Here is a 15678-nt window from a genome sequence, read left to right on the forward strand (position 1 = left end):
CGCAGCCGGTGATCACCGAGGACAACCTGACCCTCAACATCGACACGGTGGTCTACTTCCAGGTCACTCCACACAGCTGACCGTCCTGCCGCCGTCACGATCCCCCAAATCGTGGCGGCGGCAGCCGTCGCGCCAGTAGCGTCTCGGATTACCGACATCCGACGACCGTGGGGAGCCGCATGACCTCGGACCACATCGGAACCCGCCGCCTGCCCGCGCCGCCGCTACCGCACGCCTGATGGCCGGCCAATCAGCTTCTTTCCTGTCCAGCCTCGCCGCCCGGGCGCTGCGGTCGCGCCGACTGATGCGCGCACCGATCTGGCTCTACAAGGCCCGGGCGGGCGCGCTGTTCGGATCCCGGATGCTGATGCTCGAGCACACCGGCCGCAAGTCCGGCGCACCGCGCCACGTGGTGTTGGAGGTCGTCGGTCATCCGTCGCCGGAGGTCTACCTCGTCGCCTCCGGCTTCGGCCGAAAGGCGCAGTGGTTCCGCAACATTCGGGCGGATCCGCGCGTTCGCGTCTACGTCGGCAGTCATCCACCGAGGATCGCCACGGCTCGGGTGCTGCCCCAAGACGAGGCAGACCGCGCGCTGGCCGCCTACATCGGTCGTCATCGCAGAGCGTGGGAGCAGATGAGGCCGGTGCTGGAGGAAACGCTCGGCGTTCCGATCACCGAGACCGACACCCCGCTGCCGCTGGTCGAGTTCCGCCTGGACTAACTGCGGTCGGGCCCCTTGGCCGTCATCACCGCGAACAGCGCCAGGAACATCGCCGCCGGAAGCGCGTTGACGACCTTGTCGCGGACCCGGATGTGTGCGCCGAGCGCCACGACGAAATAAATCGTCAGCATCGCCGTCGTCACCCGCGCCAGGGCCGGGAAACGGGTGACCGACAGCAACCCCACGGCGGCGGCGCCCTTCACCACCGGCAGCACGGGCCGAACGTTCTCCGGCAGGCCCACGTCGTCCAGGACCTTCTTGATCGGGGCGATCTGGACACCGCAGAGCACCGCGTCCACGGCGTGGAAGGCGCCGAGCGCCACGTAGGTCTTCGGGGAACTGAAAACGCTCATGCGGCAATCCTATTGGGCCAACTGCGGCGGCGTCCCGGGCGGTGGGCCGTCCACCGGCTGGCGGGCGCTCGCTTCGGCCTTGGCCACCGCCTGGGCGATCGCGGGATCGGTCTCGGTGGAGAACCAGTCGGCGATGTCCGCGTCGTCCGATTCGGCGGCGTGTTGGGGTGTGTCGTCGACCGGGGAGGGCTCGAACCGGAACACGCCGTCCTGACCCGGGGTCCCCAGCATTCTGGTGAACCCCTGCAGCGCCGCATTGAAGTCGCTCGGCACCACCCACACCTTGTTGGCGTCACCGCGCGCCATCTCCGGCAGGGTCTGCAGGTACTGGTAGGCCAGCATCTCCGGGGTGGGCCGGCCGGCCTTGATCGCGGCGAACGTCTTCTCGATGGCCTTGGCCTGCCCCTGCGCCCGCAAGTAGGCCGCCGCGCGCTCACCCTGGGCGCGCAGCATGCGCGACTGCCGGTCGGCCTCGGCGGCCAGAATCGCGGCCTGCTTGGCGCCCTCGGCGGCCAGGATCTGCGCCTGCTTGGCGCCCTCGGCCTGGGTGATCGCGGCCTGCCGGTTCCCTTCGGCGGTCAGGATCATCGCCCGCTTCTCGCGGTCGGCCTTCATCTGCTTTTCCATCGAGGCCTGGATGGACGGCGGCGGGTCGATGCTGCGCAGCTCGACCCGGGCGACCCGCAGGCCCCAGCGACCGGTCGCCTCGTCGAGCACACCGCGCAGCTGACCGTTGATCTGGTCGCGCGAGGTCAGCGTCTGCTCCAGCGTCATGCCGCCCACCACGTTGCGCAGCGTGGTGGTGGTGAGCTGCTCCACACCGACGATGTAGTTGCTGATCTCGTAGACGGCCGCCTGTGGGACGGTGACCTGGAAGTAGACCACCGTGTCGATGTTGAGGGTCAGGTTGTCCTCGGTGATCACCGGCTGCGGCGGGAACGACACCACCCGCTCGCGCAGATCCACCCGCGCGCGCACCCGGTCGATGAACGGCACCAACAACGTCAGCTGACCGCTGACCGTCCTGCTATATCGGCCCAGCCGCTCGATCACCGCGGCCTCCGCCTGCGGGATCAGCGCCACCGACTTGGCCACCACCACGATGGCGAAGATCACCAGGACGGCCAACAACACTAAACCAGCAACCGCACCTTGCACGCGAGTTCCTTTCTCTCCCAAGGTCTCTGGCGGTGTCTCCGGCAGCCGTTACGGGCCGCTTTTGAAGACCACCGCCGTGGCACCGTCGATCTGTAAGACGGTCACCGACTCCCCCGGTTCGTAGACATCCCCCTCGTTGAGCGGACGCGCGGTCCACACCTCGCCGTCGAGCTTCACCTGGCCCTCGTCGCGCGAGATCCGCTCCAGCACCAGCGCGTTCTTGCCCTCCAGCGCCTCAATCCCCATCTGCGGCACGTGCGCGGGCGTCAGCTGCCGCCGCAGCGCCGGGCGAACCAGCACCAGCAGCAGGATGGACACGACCAGAAACACCGTCCCGTCCGCCCACCCCGGCCAATCCGTCAGCCAGCTGGTGATTGCCGCCGCCAGCGCACCGCCGCCGAGCATCACCAAAAACATATGACCCGTGAGCGCCTCCGCACCGGCAAGCACCAGCGCGAATATTAGCCAAAGCACCGCGGCGTGCATGCGGCCAGAATACGCGTGATCCGCCTTTGCCGGGCAAAACAACTACACTGCGGAATCGTGTGGTGTCCCAGTGTCTCGCTGTCCCTGTGGGCCAACGCCTGGCTCGCAGGCAAGGCCGCGCCCGACGACGTCCTCGACGCGTTATCGGTATGGGCGCCAAAGCAATCGGTCACCGCGTATGATGCGGTCGCCGCCGGGCACACCGGGCTTCCGTGGCCCGATGTGCACGACGCCGGGACGGTGACGCTGCTGCAGACGCTGCGCGCCGCGGTTGGCCGGTCGTCGCCCGCTTCGGGCGGCCCGGACCCCCTGCGCGGAACGATCAACGTGCTTTTGCCCGTGCCCGGTGACGTGCGCGGGCTCGCCCCGGGGACGCAGTTCGAGCGTGACGCCCTGGCCGCGGGTGAGGCGATCATCGTCGCCAGCCCGGCCGAGCCCGCCACCGCCGTAGGCCTGGTTCCCGAGTTCTCCTACGGCGACGAACCCGAGGACTTCCCCGAGCCGTACGCGCTGTCCTGGACGGTGTACTCGCTGCCGGGTGCGCCGGTGCTCGATCACTACGAGCTGGGCGATGCCGAATACACGCTGCGGTCGGCGGTGCGGTCGGCCGCGGACGCGCTCGGCGCCATCGGGCTGGGATCGGCCGCCGCCGACATCGACGATCCCCGGGGCCTCGTCGAGCAGCTGCTGGAATCCGCACGGCAGCACCGGGTTCCCGACCACGCGCCCACCCGCGCGCTGCGGGTGCTGGAGAACGCCGCGCACGTCGACGCGATCATCGCGGTCAGCGCCGGGCTCAGTCGCTCACCCGATTCACCGGAGCGTTTCGCCGCGCCCCTGGTCGCCGGCCCCGAGCCGTTCGGAACGCAATCCTCCTCGGAGGCACGGATCGCCAGCGACGCGCTGCGCCCGCTGACCGCCGTCGTGCGCTCGGCGCGGATGGCCGCCGTCACCGCGATCCTGCACTCGGCGTGGGCTGACTAGTTGTACTCGTCTTCCCGCACGCAGTGCGGCGGCCGGCACGGCGCACCGTCGACGCTGGCCAGACAGCCGGGCACCGGGTCCGGCCCGACAACCCGGGCCGGCTCGCGGCCGGCGCGCAGTTCGTCGATCAGATCGGCGGCCAGCCGAGCGAATCGCCGATCGGCGTTGGGCGTGGCGGCCCGCGCGAACGCCAGCCCGGCCGCGTCGGCCTGGGATCGCAACTCCTCGTCTAGATCCCACACCACCTCGATGTGGTCGGCGACGAATCCGATCGGACAGACGATGACCGCCTCCGTGCCCGAGGCGGCCAGCGCGCAGAGGTGATCCTCGACGCTGGGCTCAAGCCACGGCACCTGCGGCGGGCCCGACCGCGACTGCCAGGCCAGATCGTAATCGGCGTAGCCGGCGGCGGCCGCGACAAGCCTTGTGGCGTAAGCGACTTGACGACTGTACAGCCGCGGGCCGAGGCGCTGATCGGCGGCCACCGGGACCGAGTGCGCGGTGAACACCAGCCGGGCGCCGGCGGGCATCTTCTCGGCCGCGGCCGTGACCGCGCCCGCGAACATCTCGACGAAGAGCGGATGGTCGAAGTACGGCCGCAGCTTCGCCAGCTCGGGCGCTGTCGCGCCGGCCTCGCGACGCGACCGGGCGATGTCTTCGGTGTACTGCGTGCAGCTCGAGTAGCCGCTCCACGCCGACGTGGTGAACACCGCGGCACGACGAACACCGTTGTCGCGCATGGCCTTCACGGTGTCTTCGACGTAGGGCTCCCAGTTGCGATTGCCGAAATAAACCGGCAGGTCCTGTACCGCCTCGAGCTCGGCGATCAGGGCGCGGTTGATGCCGTTGATCGGCGATACCCCACCGAAGTGCAGGTAATGCTGGGCGACGTCGTCCAGGCGTTCGGGCGGCACGTTGCGTCCGCGGGTGACGTTCTCCAGGAAGGGCCGCACCTGCTCGGGCCCCTCCGGGCCGCCGAAGGACAGCAGCAGGACGGCGTCGAATTCCATTAGGGCTTACAGTAACTGCGTGCTCGCGCCACCGTCGGCGAAGATGATGGTGCCGGTGGTGGCGGGCAGCCAGTCGGAGAGCACGGCGCACACGGTCTTGGCGACGGGCGTGGGGTCCTTCATGTTCCAGCCGATCGGCGCGCGCTGGTCCCAGCCCTCTTCCAGCAGTTGCATCTGAGCGCCGGCCTCCTCGCCGAGCGCGCCACCGACGATCGCGGACATCGCCAGCGTCCGGATGGGTCCCGCCGCAACGAGATTGGAGCGCACCCCGAACTTGCCGGCCTCGCGGGCAACGAACCGATTGACCGACTCCAGTGCGCTCTTGGCCACGGTCATCCAGTTGTAGGCCGGCATCGCCCGGCTGGGGTCGAAGTCCATGCCGACGATCGACCCGCCGGGGCTCATGATCGGCAGCAGCGCCTTGGCCAGCGAGGCATACGAATACGCGGAGATGTGGATGCCCTTGGAGACATCCTCATACGGTGCGTCGAAGAACGGGTTGATGCCCATCCCGGTCTGCGGCATGAAGCCGATCGAGTGCACCACACCGTCCAGCTTGTTGCCCTCGCCGATCTCGGCGGTGACCCGCTCGGCCAGGGTGCTCAGGTGCTCCTCGTTCTGCACGTCGAGTTCGATCAGCGGGGCCTTCTCCGGCAGTCGGTCGGCGATGCGCTGGATCAGCCGCAACCGGTCGAAGCCAGTGAGCACCAACTGGGCGCCCGCTTCCTGGGCCACCTTGGCGATGTGAAACGCGATCGACGAGTCGGTGATGATCCCGGAGACCAGGATCCGTTTGCCGTCGAGCAGTCCTGCCATGTCCGTCCTTAATGTGCTTGATGTCGCGGTTGACGTCCTTGTCGGGGTGAATTCAGTGGCCCATGCCCATGCCGCCGTCGACGGGGATGACCGCGCCGGCGATGTAGCTCGCATCCTCGGACGCCAGGAAGCTGACCGCCCCGGCGACTTCTTCGGCGGTGCCGACCCGCTTGGCCGGGATGAATTCCAGTGCGCCCGCCTGGATTCGCTCGTCCAGCGCGCGGGTCATCTCGGTGTCGATGTAGCCGGGGGCGACCACGTTGGCGGTCACCCCGGCCTTGGACAGCTCGCGGGAGATCGAGCGTGCCATGCCGATCAGGCCGGCCTTGGCGGCCGCGTAGTTGGCCTGGTTGCCGATGCCCCACATGCCGGACACCGACCCGATAAAGATGATGCGGCCGAACCGCTTGCGCTGCATGCTGCGCGACGCCCGCTGGGCCACCCGGAACGCCCCGGTCAGGTTGGCGTCGATGACCTCCTCGAAGCGCTCCTCGGTCATCCGGATGAGGAAGGCGTCTTTGGAGATGCCGGCGTTGGATACCAGCACCTCGACCGGACCCTGGTGCTCCTCGACCTCTTTGAACGCGCGGTCGACGGCCTCGTTGTCCGTGACGTCACACACCACACCGAAAAGCCCCTCGGGCGCCCCGGATCCGCGGTGCGTGACGGCCACCTTGTGGCCGTCGGCGGCCAGCCGCTGCGCGATCGCCAGTCCGATGCCTCGGTTTCCGCCCGTCACCAGGACTGAGCGGGATACGAATGCGGGTTTGCCGCCGGTGGCGGTACTTTCGGTGGTGCTCTCGGTGGCCGTGTCAGTCACCCCGTCAACCTATCGCCTGGGGTTGCCGTGACCGTAACCGGCTGGCCACACGCATAACGGGCGCGTCGGGTTGTCGGTGGCCATCGGCACACTTCCGCCATGGATGAGCCGTTTCTGGGCAGCGAGGCCCGGGCCGCGGGCCTCGTGACGCCGTATCAGCTGCGTAGTAAGTACGCCGCGCTACACAAAGACGTCTACGTGCCGCGGGATGTGGAGCTCACCGCACGATTGCGCGCTGAAGCGGTGTGGCTGCGCTCGCGTCGCCGCGGCATCCTGGCCGGCTACTCCGCCAGCGTGCTGCACGGCTCTAAGTGGGTCGACGCCCGTCTTCCCGCCGCGATCATCGACACCAACGCCCGCCGCGAAACCGGCGTACAGGTCTGGGAGGACCGCATCGACGCCGACGAGGTCTGCGTCCTAGAAGGCATGCGAGTGACTTCTCCAGAGCGAACGGCGCTCGATCTGGCCAGTCGCTTTCCCCAGCACCAGGCCGTCGCCGCGGTCGACGCCCTCGTTCAGGCGACACATCTGAAACTGGCTGACGTCGAGCGATTGGCCGAGCGCTACCGGGGCCGCCGGGGCATGAAAGCCGCGAGGGCCGCGCTCGACCTGGTCGACGGTGGGGCGCAATCTCCCAAGGAAACGTGGCTGCGCCTGCTTTTGATCGAGAACGACTTTCCCCGCCCGCAGACACAGATCGCCGTCCGCAACGAATGGGGTTGGGCGGAAGCCTATCTGGACATGGGCTGGGAGGACGTCAAGGTCGCGGTCGAGTACGACGGAGACCAACACCGGTCGAGCCGCTATCACTACGTAAGAGACATTCGCCGCCTCGAGAAACTGGAACGCCGTTACGGCTGGATCGTCGTCCGGGTCGTCGCAGAAGACCACCCCGACGACATCGTTCGCCGGGTGTGCGAGGCGCGGGCCACGCGAGCCTAACCAGGCGGCGAAATCCGAGGTGAAAAATCGCCGCCAGGTTAGGCACGCGAGCAGAGAGCCAGGTTAGGCACGCGAGTAGAGAGTCAGGTTAGGCGGGCGAGCGAAAGAAACCTCAGGTCGGGAGGCGGCGGTTGATGAGCAACGCCGCCAGGGCCGCAAGCGCCAGCACCAGCGCACCCAACCGCACCCAGCCCATGCTGGCGTCGCCCTTGATCGTCTCGTAGCCGATCTGCTGCTGCAGCGTCGCGTAGACGGCCTTCAGCTCGGCGAGGCTGGCGGCGTTGTACCAACTGCCCCCGGAGAGCTCGGCGACCTTCTTCATCGTCGAGTCGTCGACGGGCACCGGCTGCCGCTGGTCGTTGATCTCGACGAACCCGTACGGCGTGCCGAACGAGATCGTCGAGATCGGCACGCCCTGATCCTTGGCGGTGCGCGCGGCGGTGAAGGCGCCCTTGGGGTTGTCCGGATTGGTCGGCATCGTCTCCTTGCCGTCGGAGAACAACACGATGCGCGCGGGCGGCGGTGTGTCGCCACCCCCGATCACCGCGCCCACGGTGGCGATGGCCTGCAACGCGGTGAAGATGCCCTCGCCCGTCGCGGTGCGGTCGGCGAACTGCAGCTTGTCCAGGGCGTTCTTCGTCGCGTCCCGGTTGGTCGTCGGCTGCACCAGCACGGTCGCGGTGCCCGCGTACTCGATCAGCCCGAGGTTGATGCCCGGCGTCAGCTCGTCGGCGAATTGCTTGGCCGCCTCCTGGGCGGCCGCCATCCGGTTCGGCTGCACGTCGGTGGCTCGCATCGACTGCGACACGTCGATCACCAGCATCACCACCGCGCGGTTGCGCGGAATCCGCACGTCGTGCGTCGGCCCGGCCATCGCGATCGTGAACAGCACCAGCGACGCCACCAGCAGGATCGCCGGCACATGCCGCCACCGGGGAGGCCGCTCGGGGGCGACGCTTTCCAGCAGCTCCATGTTGGCGAACCGCAGCATGCGCCGCTGCCGCGCCAACTGCATCACGATGTAGAGCGCGGCGAGCCCGACGACGACGAGCAGGAACAGGAAGAACCACGCATGTTCGAAGCCCGACAACGACATCGGGCCGAGGAGCGGCAACGTCACTGCCGCCCCGCCAATGCACCGCGCCTGCGGGACTCGACGAACCGGACGATGTCCGCGATCCAGTCGCGGTCGGTGCGCAGCGTCAGGAGCGGGGCCCCGCAGCTGCGGATGGTGCGCGCCACCTCGGCGCGGTGCGCCGCGGCGGCCTTGGCGAAGTCGTCGCGCAGCTGGGCGTCGATGGTGAATTCGCGGGTGACCCCGGACTCGGCGTCCTGCAGCACGACATCGCCGATGTCGGGCAGCTCGACGTCGCGGGGGTCCAGCACCTCGATCGCGAGCACCTCATGACGAGCCGAGATCGCGCGCAGCGGACGCATCCAGTTGATCGGCCCCAGGAAGTCGCTGATGATCACCGCCATGCCGCGGCGCCGCTCCGGGCGGCGCAAGGCGTCGATGGCGGTGGCCAGGTCCCCGCGCACCCCCACCGGCGCCCGGGGGGTGGTGGCGATGGTGCGCAGCAGCGTCTGCTCGTGCTGGCGCCCCGAGCGCGCCGGGACGCGCTTCATCGTCGCGCCGTTGGCGATCAGCGCCCCGAGCCGGTTGCCGCCGCCGCTGTTGAGGAACGTGATCGCGGCCGAGGCCGCCACCGCCAGGTCCCGCTTCTCGCACCCCACGGTGCCGAAGTCCAGGCTGGCCGACATGTCGACCACCAGCCAGGTTTCCAGCTCGCGGTCGGCGATCATCTGCCGGACGTGCGGGTGCGTGGTGCGCGCGGTGACGGCCCAGTCCATGCGCCGGACGTCATCGCCGGGCTGGTACTCGCGCGACTCCCCGGGCTCCGAACCCGGCCCCGGGATCAGGCCCAGGTGGTCGCCGTGCAGGACGCCGTCGAGCTTGCGCTTGACCGTCAGCTCGAGTTGCCGCAGCGCCGCCGCCAGCTTCGGGTCGACGATCTGCCCGCGCTGCATCGATGGCGGATGTGCGATCGCCGCCGGCTGCTGGGGCTCGGTCACCGACCGCTGGCCGCGCCGGCGGGCTGCATCACCGGGGGCACCGACTGCCCTTGCTGCGGAACGGCGTTGACCTGCGGCAGGGCCACCGTCTGCAGGACCCGGTTGATGACGATCTCCGGCGAGATCTCGTCGGCGAGGGCGTCGTAGGTGAGCACCAGGCGGTGCCGCAGCACGTCGGGGATGACGTCCACGACGTCTTGCGGGATCACGTAGTCGCGGCCGCGCACCAGCGCCAGCGAGCGCGACGCCGCGATGATGCCCAGCGACGCACGCGGGGACGCCCCGAAGGAGATCCACGTCTTGACGTCGTTCATGCCGAGCTGTTCGGGGTGGCGGGTGGCGGTCACGACGCGCACCACGTAGTCGACCAGCGCATGGTGGACGAAGTTGTTGGCCGCGATGTCCTGCAGGCGCAACAGGTCGCCGGTGGCCATGATCTGCTTGGGCTCGGGCGGGCGCACACCCATCCGGTAGATGATCTCCCGCTCCTCCTCGGGCGTCGGGTAGCCGACGTTGATCTTGAACAGGAAGCGGTCGCGCTGGGCCTCGGGCAGCGGGTAGACGCCCTCGTGCTCGATCGGGTTCTGGGTGGCCATCACCAGGAACGGGTTGGGCAGCGGGAAAGTCTTGCCGCCGATCGACACGTGGCGTTCCTGCATGACCTCCAGCAGCGCCGACTGCACCTTGGCGGGCGCGCGGTTGATCTCGTCGGCAAGCAGGAAGTTGACCACCACGGGGCCGAGTTCGGTGTCGAACTCCTCCTTGCCCTGCCGGTAGATGCGGGTACCGATGATGTCGGTGGGAACCAGGTCGGGGGTGAACTGGATGCGGGCGAACGTGCCGCCGACGACCTTGGCGAAGGTCTCGACGGCCAGCGTCTTGGCCACGCCGGGGACACCCTCGAGCAACACGTGCCCCTTGGAGAGCAGGCCGACCAGCATCCGCTCGACGAGCTGGTCCTGCCCGACGATGATCCGCTTGACCTCGAAGATGGCCCGCTCGAGGGTGTGGACTTCGGCGGCCAGGCCGTTACCGGCACCACCCGACGGCGCTTCATGGGCCGGCGGGCCGGACTGTCCGCCCGGGCCCGGGTAACCGCTGGCGCCCGGGGGCGGCCCACCTGCTGCTGTCATCAATAACCCTCCACAGCTCATTCGGACACGACTGCTTGCAACACCACTGTCGTGGGGCCGCGACGTGCCCGCGTCCAACTATTCCAGGCCCGCCGGATTCCGTCGACGCTGGTGGTTCGCCCCCGGCAACCCGTGGGGCGGACCGCGCCTGGATCAGTACTCGATGATCCTAGTCAGGAACGGCGTCATGCCGGGCTTGCGAACCGGGCTGACGGTCACCTTGCCGGCGAGGCTGGACGCCTCCAGCATCTGCCCGTTGCCCAGATACATCGTGACGTGCTGGCCGCCGTTCGGGCCGTAGAAGATCAGGTCGCCGCGCCTGGCCTGGTCCGGCGGGATGTGCCGGCCGGCGTTGTACTGGTCGCCGGAGAACCGCGGGATCAGCACGCCGACGCCGGCGAAGCCGTACCGCATCAGGCCCGAGCAGTCGAAACCGGTGATGTTGGCGCCGTCGCCGACGCCCTTGCTGGGACCGTCCAGCGAGCCACCGCCCCAGGAGTAGGGAACGCCCATCTGCGATCCCATCCGCTTGATCACGTACTCGATGGCCTGCCGGCCGTAGACGCGGGGAATCTTGCCGCCGGGGTTGGTCGGGGCGGCCGCGGTGGGAGCGGGATCCCCCAGGATGTTGATTCCGAGGCCGCCGAGGAATTGCCTGCCCAGGTCCATCGTCGTTTGGGTCGCCTGCGCGGTGGCCTGCAGCGACGCGTTGGCGACCGCGAGCGGGTCGCCGGGGGCGCCGGCGCTGATCGTCGCGGGCAGAGTGGGGTCCCACGCCCCGGGGTCGGCCGCGGCCGGGGCGGACCCGGAGTAGGCCACAGACAGCAGCAGCCCGGTCACCACGGTGGTGATCCAGGCGAAGTTGATCAGACGAATCCGCTTGCGGTGCATGGCTTTCCGTTCACTTCTCATTCGTTCACCACTCGATGTAGCGGACCACGTAGGGCGTCATGCCGCTGGTGCGCACCGGTGCGACGCGGACTTTCAGACCGATGTCGGGAGCCTCGAGCATCTGGCCGTCGCCGAGGTAGATGGTCACGTGCTGGCTGCCGCCCGGCCCGTAGAAGATCACGTCGCCGCGGCGCATCTGCGAGGACGGGATCTTGCGGCCGAGGTTGTACTGCGAGCCCGAGTAATGCGGCAGCTTGATGCCCACCCCGGCGAACGAGTACAGGACCAGGCCCGAACAGTCGAAGCCGGTGATGCCGGCCCCGGAGTCGATGCCCTTGCTCGGGCCGGCCGCGTTGCCGCCGCCCCAGGAGTAGGGCACGCCGATCTGCGACATGCCGCGGCGGATCACGTATTCGGTGGCCTGCCGCCCGTACACCCGCGGGATCCGGCCGGAAGTCCCGCCGGGGGCCGCGTTGGTGATGCCGGTGTCGTCGGGCTTGAGGATGCCGAGCTGCTGCAGGAAGTTGCGGCCCAGGCCGGCGGTGACCTGCGTCGAGGTGGCGGAGATGCCCAGCACCTGGTTGATCACCGCGATCGGGTCGCCCGGCACGTTGGCGCTGGGGATCATCGGCAGCGTGGGGTCCCAGGCGCCGTCCCAGCGGCGGGCCCCGCCCTGCGGTGCCGGCGCGCCCGGCGAGCCGGTCTCCCACCGGTCGCCCGATGCGGGGGCGGCGGGTCCGCCGGGACCCGTCGACCATTGCCGTTTGGCCGCTTCGAGTTTGGTCTGCGCCTCGTCGCGTTCGGCGGCCAGGCGAGTGATCTGTTCGCGTTGTTCGTCGAACTTGCGCTTGGAGTCGGTCAGCGCCGCCACCGCGGCGTCCTGGCTGCCCTTGGCGTCGGCGGCGGCCTTGTCGGCCTTCTGCTTGGCCAGCCGCGCCGCCGATTCCTTGTTCACCTGTTCGGTGCGCGCCCGCTGCAGCTTGGCCATCACCGTCTGGGAACTCGCGGACAGGGTCTTGGCGGCGGCCTGGGTGGCGATGATGTCGTCGGGGCTGCTGGCGGTCAGGTAAGCGTTCGAGGGGCCGTTCATGTAGGTGGCCGCCGCGAACGTGTCGAACCGCTGCTGCGCCGCGGCGATCGCGGCGTTGGCGTCTTTGACCGCCTGCTGGCTTGTCTCCAGGTCGTGCTGGGCCGCCGCGGCGTTGTCCCGGGAGGTCTCGACGTCGACCAGCGCCTTGTTGACGCTTTCCTGTTCGGTCTGGATTTCGGCGCTCAGGTTTTCCAGCCGTTGGTTGGCCTTGGCGACGTTGGCGATCAAGCCGGCCAGGCTGTCCGCGGCGGGATCACCGTGCGCGAGCCCCGGCGTGCAAAGCAGCAGGGCCACGCTCACCACCGATGGCACGACCGGCCGGACCAGCCTCGCGACCGGCCTCGCAGCGGAGCCCCGGCGTGTGCGTGTCATTCGACTCAGGTCTCCTACGGCTCAACGTGACGGGCGGCGCCGGCCACGAAGTTCACAAAGGGCGCCAAAGACAACAGCAGCATCATTTGCACCGTACGTCACACTTTTGGGCGTGCAAACGCTCCGCCGAAATCGCACTCTCTACGTGCGTTTAATGTGACCGAACGGTGACCTACCGTGTTTGCCGCGCGGTGGCAGCGCGACCCGGGTGACCGTGTTTCAGCCGAGGCGGACGCGCCTGGCTAGGCCGTGTTGGTGGGCGTTACTTCCTGCACCCCCGCCGAATCCGCCGGGGTTGCTGAACGCTTGCTGCGCAACTGCAGGAAGCGGGTCCCGACCGCCGCCGCGAGCACGGCGAGCAACAGGAAGATGGTCAGGCCGGTCCAGGGAAATTCCGGGGCTTCCAGCTCGTTGAGGAAGTGCTGGGCCGAGACGACCGGATTGCCCGTCTTGGCGTGATCCTCGCCGGCCTCGAGCGTGACGCGCGGGAATTGTGTGCTGTAGCTCCCGACGTAGCTCGTGCTCAGGGTCAGGACGGTGGCGTCGTGATAGTCGGCGCCGACCACCGTGGAGATGTCGCGCAGCGGGGTGTCGTTCGGAGGGTTGTGATCGAGCAGCACGATCTTGAGGTTGATGCCGTGCGCGTGGGCTTCGTCGACGATGTGCAACAGGCCGGGCATGTCCGCCGCCGGCGCGCTGACGCCCGTGGCGGCGACCTGGGCCTTGACCGCGGTCATGTCGACGTCTTGCGGGATGTAGACGGGTAGGGCCGGGTGCCAGGTCATGATGTCCCTCCTGCCGTAGCGCTACAGGCACCGTACGCGACTTCGGTTCGGGGGGTTTAAACCGTCGACTCAGGCGATAAGACTTGGGGAGTACGGGCGCCCCTTTTAATGCAGGACAAGCGTACTGTTAATGTTGCACCGCACCGCCGACACGGCCCGTCGGTGGAAGAACTTAATCCTCGGGAGTTGAAGTGAGCAAAGAAGATTCTGTGAACTCGTTCGGAGCACGCGACACCCTCAAGGTCGGCGACAAGAGTTATCAGATCTACCGTCTCGACGCCGTCCCCAACACCGAGAAACTCCCCTACAGCCTCAAGGTGTTGGCCGAGAACCTGCTGCGCAACGAGGACGGCAGCAACATCACCAAGGACCACATCGAGGCCATCGCGAACTGGGATCCCAAGGCGGAGCCCAGCATTGAGATCCAGTACACGCCGGCCCGCGTCGTCATGCAGGACTTCACCGGGGTGCCGTGCATCGTCGACCTGGCCACCATGCGGGAGGCGATCGGCGACCTCGGCGGCAAGGCCGAAAAGGTCAACCCGCTGGCGCCGGCCGACCTGGTGATCGACCACTCGGTGATCGCCGACCTGTTCGGCACCGCCGACTCCTTCGAGCGCAACGTCGAGATCGAGTACCAGCGCAACGGCGAGCGCTACCAGTTCTTGCGCTGGGGCCAGGGCGCTTTCCGCGATTTCAAGGTGGTGCCGCCGGGGACCGGCATTGTGCACCAGGTCAACATCGAGTACCTGGCCAGCGTCGTGATGGAACGCGACGGAGTCGCCTACCCCGACACCTGCGTGGGCACCGACTCGCACACCACCATGGTCAACGGCTTGGGCGTGCTGGGCTGGGGCGTCGGCGGCATCGAGGCCGAGGCCGCCATGCTGGGTCAGCCGGTGTCGATGCTCATCCCGCGGGTGGTCGGCTTCAAGCTGACCGGTGAGATCCAGCCGGGCGTCACCGCGACCGACGTGGTGCTGACCGTCACCGAGATGCTGCGCAAGCACGGCGTGGTCGGCAAGTTCGTCGAGTTCTACGGCGAGGGCGTGGCCGAGGTGCCGCTGGCCAACCGCGCCACCCTGGGCAACATGAGCCCCGAATTCGGTTCCACCGCAGCGATTTTCCCGATCGACGAGGAGACCATCTCCTACCTGCGGTTCACCGGCCGCAACGAGGAGCAGCTGGCGCTGGTCGAGGCCTACGCCAAAGAGCAGGGCATGTGGCACGACCCCTCCCACGAGCCGGCCTTCTCCGAATACCTCGAACTCAACCTCTCCGACGTGGTGCCCTCGATCGCCGGGCCGAAGCGCCCGCAGGACCGAATCGCGTTGTCGGACGCCAAGTCCACCTTCCGCGCGCAGATCGGCGACTACGTCGGCGACGACCCCGACAAGAAGGAGTACTCCAAGCTCGACGAGGCGGTCGACGAGTCCTTCCCGGCCAGCGACCCCGGGGCGCTGGAGAACGGTCACGCCGACGACGCCCCGAAGTTCGAATCGGCGGCGGCGCATGCCAAGGGCCGGGTGAGCAACCCGGTGCGCGTGAAGTCCGGCGACCGCGGCGATTTCGAGCTCGACCACGGCGCGGTGGTGATCGCGGCGGTCACGTCGTGCACCAACACCTCCAACCCCGAGGTGATGCTGGGCGCGGCGCTGTTGGCGCGCAACGCTGTCGAAAAGGGGCTGGCGTCCAAGCCGTGGGTGAAGACCACGATGGCGCCGGGATCGCAGGTGGTCCACGACTACTACGAAAAGGCCGGCCTGTGGCCGTATCTCGAGAAGCTCGGCTTCTATCTGGTCGGCTACGGCTGCACCACGTGCATCGGCAACTCCGGCCCGCTGCCCGAGGAGATTTCCAAGGCGATCAACGACAACGACCTGTCGGTGGCCGCGGTGCTGTCCGGTAACCGCAACTTCGAGGGCCGGATCAACCCCGACGTGAAGATGAACTACCTGGCGTCGCCCCCGCTGGTGGTGGCCTACGCGTTGGCGGGGACCATGGACTTCGATTTCGAGAACCAGCCGCTGGGTACCGACAAGGA

16 protein-coding genes and 1 pseudogene are annotated in these 15678 nt (G+C 68.4%); 5 read left to right on the plus strand and 12 right to left on the minus strand.

Annotation, left to right across the window (positions count from 1 at the left end; all coding sequences use genetic code 11):
* Both A9X04_RS31840 and A9X04_RS29190 read left to right on the plus strand, forming a co-directional pair.
* Window positions 1–68 (plus strand): annotated as a pseudogene (locus A9X04_RS31840) (hypothetical protein); the annotation flags it as partial.
* Window positions 69–238: 170 nt separating this feature from the next.
* Window positions 239–721: a nitroreductase family deazaflavin-dependent oxidoreductase gene (locus A9X04_RS29190; protein ID WP_067928597.1), complete on the plus strand. Its 483-nt coding sequence runs from the start codon at window positions 239–241 to the stop codon at window positions 719–721.
* On the opposite strand, the gene A9X04_RS29195 is transcribed toward A9X04_RS29190, so the two are convergent.
* From A9X04_RS29195 to A9X04_RS29205, 3 genes are read right to left on the minus strand one after another with little or no spacing between them, the layout of a single operon-like run.
* Window positions 718–1074, minus strand: a complete 357-nt coding sequence (locus tag A9X04_RS29195) for a DoxX family protein (protein WP_067928600.1) — start codon at window positions 1072–1074, stop codon at window positions 718–720. The genes A9X04_RS29190 and A9X04_RS29195 overlap by 4 nt on opposite strands.
* A gap of 9 nt (window positions 1075–1083) precedes the next feature.
* Window positions 1084–2232, minus strand: a complete 1149-nt coding sequence (locus A9X04_RS29200) for an SPFH domain-containing protein (RefSeq protein ID WP_067928603.1) — start codon at window positions 2230–2232, stop codon at window positions 1084–1086.
* 48 nt (window positions 2233–2280) lie between these two features.
* Entirely contained in the window at window positions 2281–2718 is a 438-nt protein-coding gene (locus A9X04_RS29205; protein WP_067928606.1) for an NfeD family protein, read from the minus strand.
* 57 nt (window positions 2719–2775) lie between these two features.
* On the opposite strand from A9X04_RS29205, the gene A9X04_RS29210 reads away from it, so the two are divergent.
* Entirely contained in the window at window positions 2776–3702 is a 927-nt protein-coding gene (locus A9X04_RS29210; protein WP_067928608.1) for a hypothetical protein, read from the plus strand.
* On the opposite strand, the gene A9X04_RS29215 is transcribed toward A9X04_RS29210, so the two are convergent.
* Genes A9X04_RS29215 through fabG1 form a run of 3 tightly spaced genes read right to left on the minus strand, consistent with a single transcriptional unit; the run spans window position 3699 to window position 6348 of the window.
* Window positions 3699–4712: a ferrochelatase gene (locus A9X04_RS29215; protein WP_067928611.1), complete on the minus strand. Its 1014-nt coding sequence runs from the start codon at window positions 4710–4712 to the stop codon at window positions 3699–3701. The genes A9X04_RS29210 and A9X04_RS29215 overlap by 4 nt on opposite strands.
* 6 nt (window positions 4713–4718) lie before the next feature.
* Complete coding sequence (gene inhA, locus A9X04_RS29220; protein ID WP_067928614.1) at window positions 4719–5528, minus strand: NADH-dependent enoyl-ACP reductase InhA; 810 nt, start codon at window positions 5526–5528, stop codon at window positions 4719–4721.
* 52 nt (window positions 5529–5580) lie between these two features.
* Window positions 5581–6348 (minus strand): 3-oxoacyl-ACP reductase FabG1, encoded by a 768-nt coding sequence (gene fabG1, locus A9X04_RS29225; RefSeq protein ID WP_067928617.1) that lies wholly within the window; start codon window positions 6346–6348, stop codon window positions 5581–5583.
* A gap of 99 nt (window positions 6349–6447) precedes the next feature.
* Here fabG1 and A9X04_RS29230 point away from each other — a divergent pair, with 99 nt between their 5' ends.
* Complete coding sequence (locus A9X04_RS29230) at window positions 6448–7290, plus strand: type IV toxin-antitoxin system AbiEi family antitoxin (protein ID WP_067928620.1); 843 nt, start codon at window positions 6448–6450, stop codon at window positions 7288–7290.
* A 112-nt stretch (window positions 7291–7402) separates the two neighbouring features.
* Here the strand turns inward: A9X04_RS29230 and A9X04_RS29235 are convergent, their stop codons facing one another.
* The 6 genes from A9X04_RS29235 to A9X04_RS29260 form a co-directional block, all read right to left on the minus strand.
* Window positions 7403–8410, minus strand: coding sequence for a VWA domain-containing protein (locus A9X04_RS29235; protein WP_067928623.1), 1008 nt, complete (start codon window positions 8408–8410; stop codon window positions 7403–7405).
* Window positions 8407–9318: a DUF58 domain-containing protein gene (locus tag A9X04_RS29240; RefSeq protein ID WP_369804371.1), complete on the minus strand. Its 912-nt coding sequence runs from the start codon at window positions 9316–9318 to the stop codon at window positions 8407–8409. The genes A9X04_RS29235 and A9X04_RS29240 overlap by 4 nt, the downstream gene beginning before the upstream one ends.
* A 41-nt stretch (window positions 9319–9359) precedes the next feature.
* Window positions 9360–10496, minus strand: a complete 1137-nt coding sequence (locus tag A9X04_RS29245; protein ID WP_067928627.1) for a MoxR family ATPase — start codon at window positions 10494–10496, stop codon at window positions 9360–9362.
* Window positions 10497–10649: 153 nt separating this feature from the next.
* The gene (ripB, locus tag A9X04_RS29250) at window positions 10650–11387 is read right to left on the minus strand and encodes an NlpC/P60 family peptidoglycan endopeptidase RipB (protein ID WP_067928629.1); all 738 of its coding nucleotides are present in this window, start codon (window positions 11385–11387) and stop codon (window positions 10650–10652) included.
* A 25-nt stretch (window positions 11388–11412) separates the two neighbouring features.
* Window positions 11413–12849, minus strand: coding sequence for an NlpC/P60 family peptidoglycan endopeptidase RipA (gene ripA, locus A9X04_RS29255; protein ID WP_067928631.1), 1437 nt, complete (start codon window positions 12847–12849; stop codon window positions 11413–11415).
* A 242-nt stretch (window positions 12850–13091) separates the two neighbouring features.
* Entirely contained in the window at window positions 13092–13634 is a 543-nt protein-coding gene (locus A9X04_RS29260) for a DUF6676 family protein (protein ID WP_067928633.1), read from the minus strand.
* A 191-nt stretch (window positions 13635–13825) separates the two neighbouring features.
* Here A9X04_RS29260 and acnA point away from each other — a divergent pair.
* The coding region (acnA, locus tag A9X04_RS29265; RefSeq protein WP_197509492.1) for an aconitate hydratase AcnA at window positions 13826–15678 on the plus strand (1853 nt) is incomplete at its 3' end.

Origin of the sequence: Mycobacterium sp. E3247, from assembly GCF_001667785.1 — a bacterium.
GTDB lineage: Bacteria > Actinomycetota > Actinomycetes > Mycobacteriales > Mycobacteriaceae > Mycobacterium.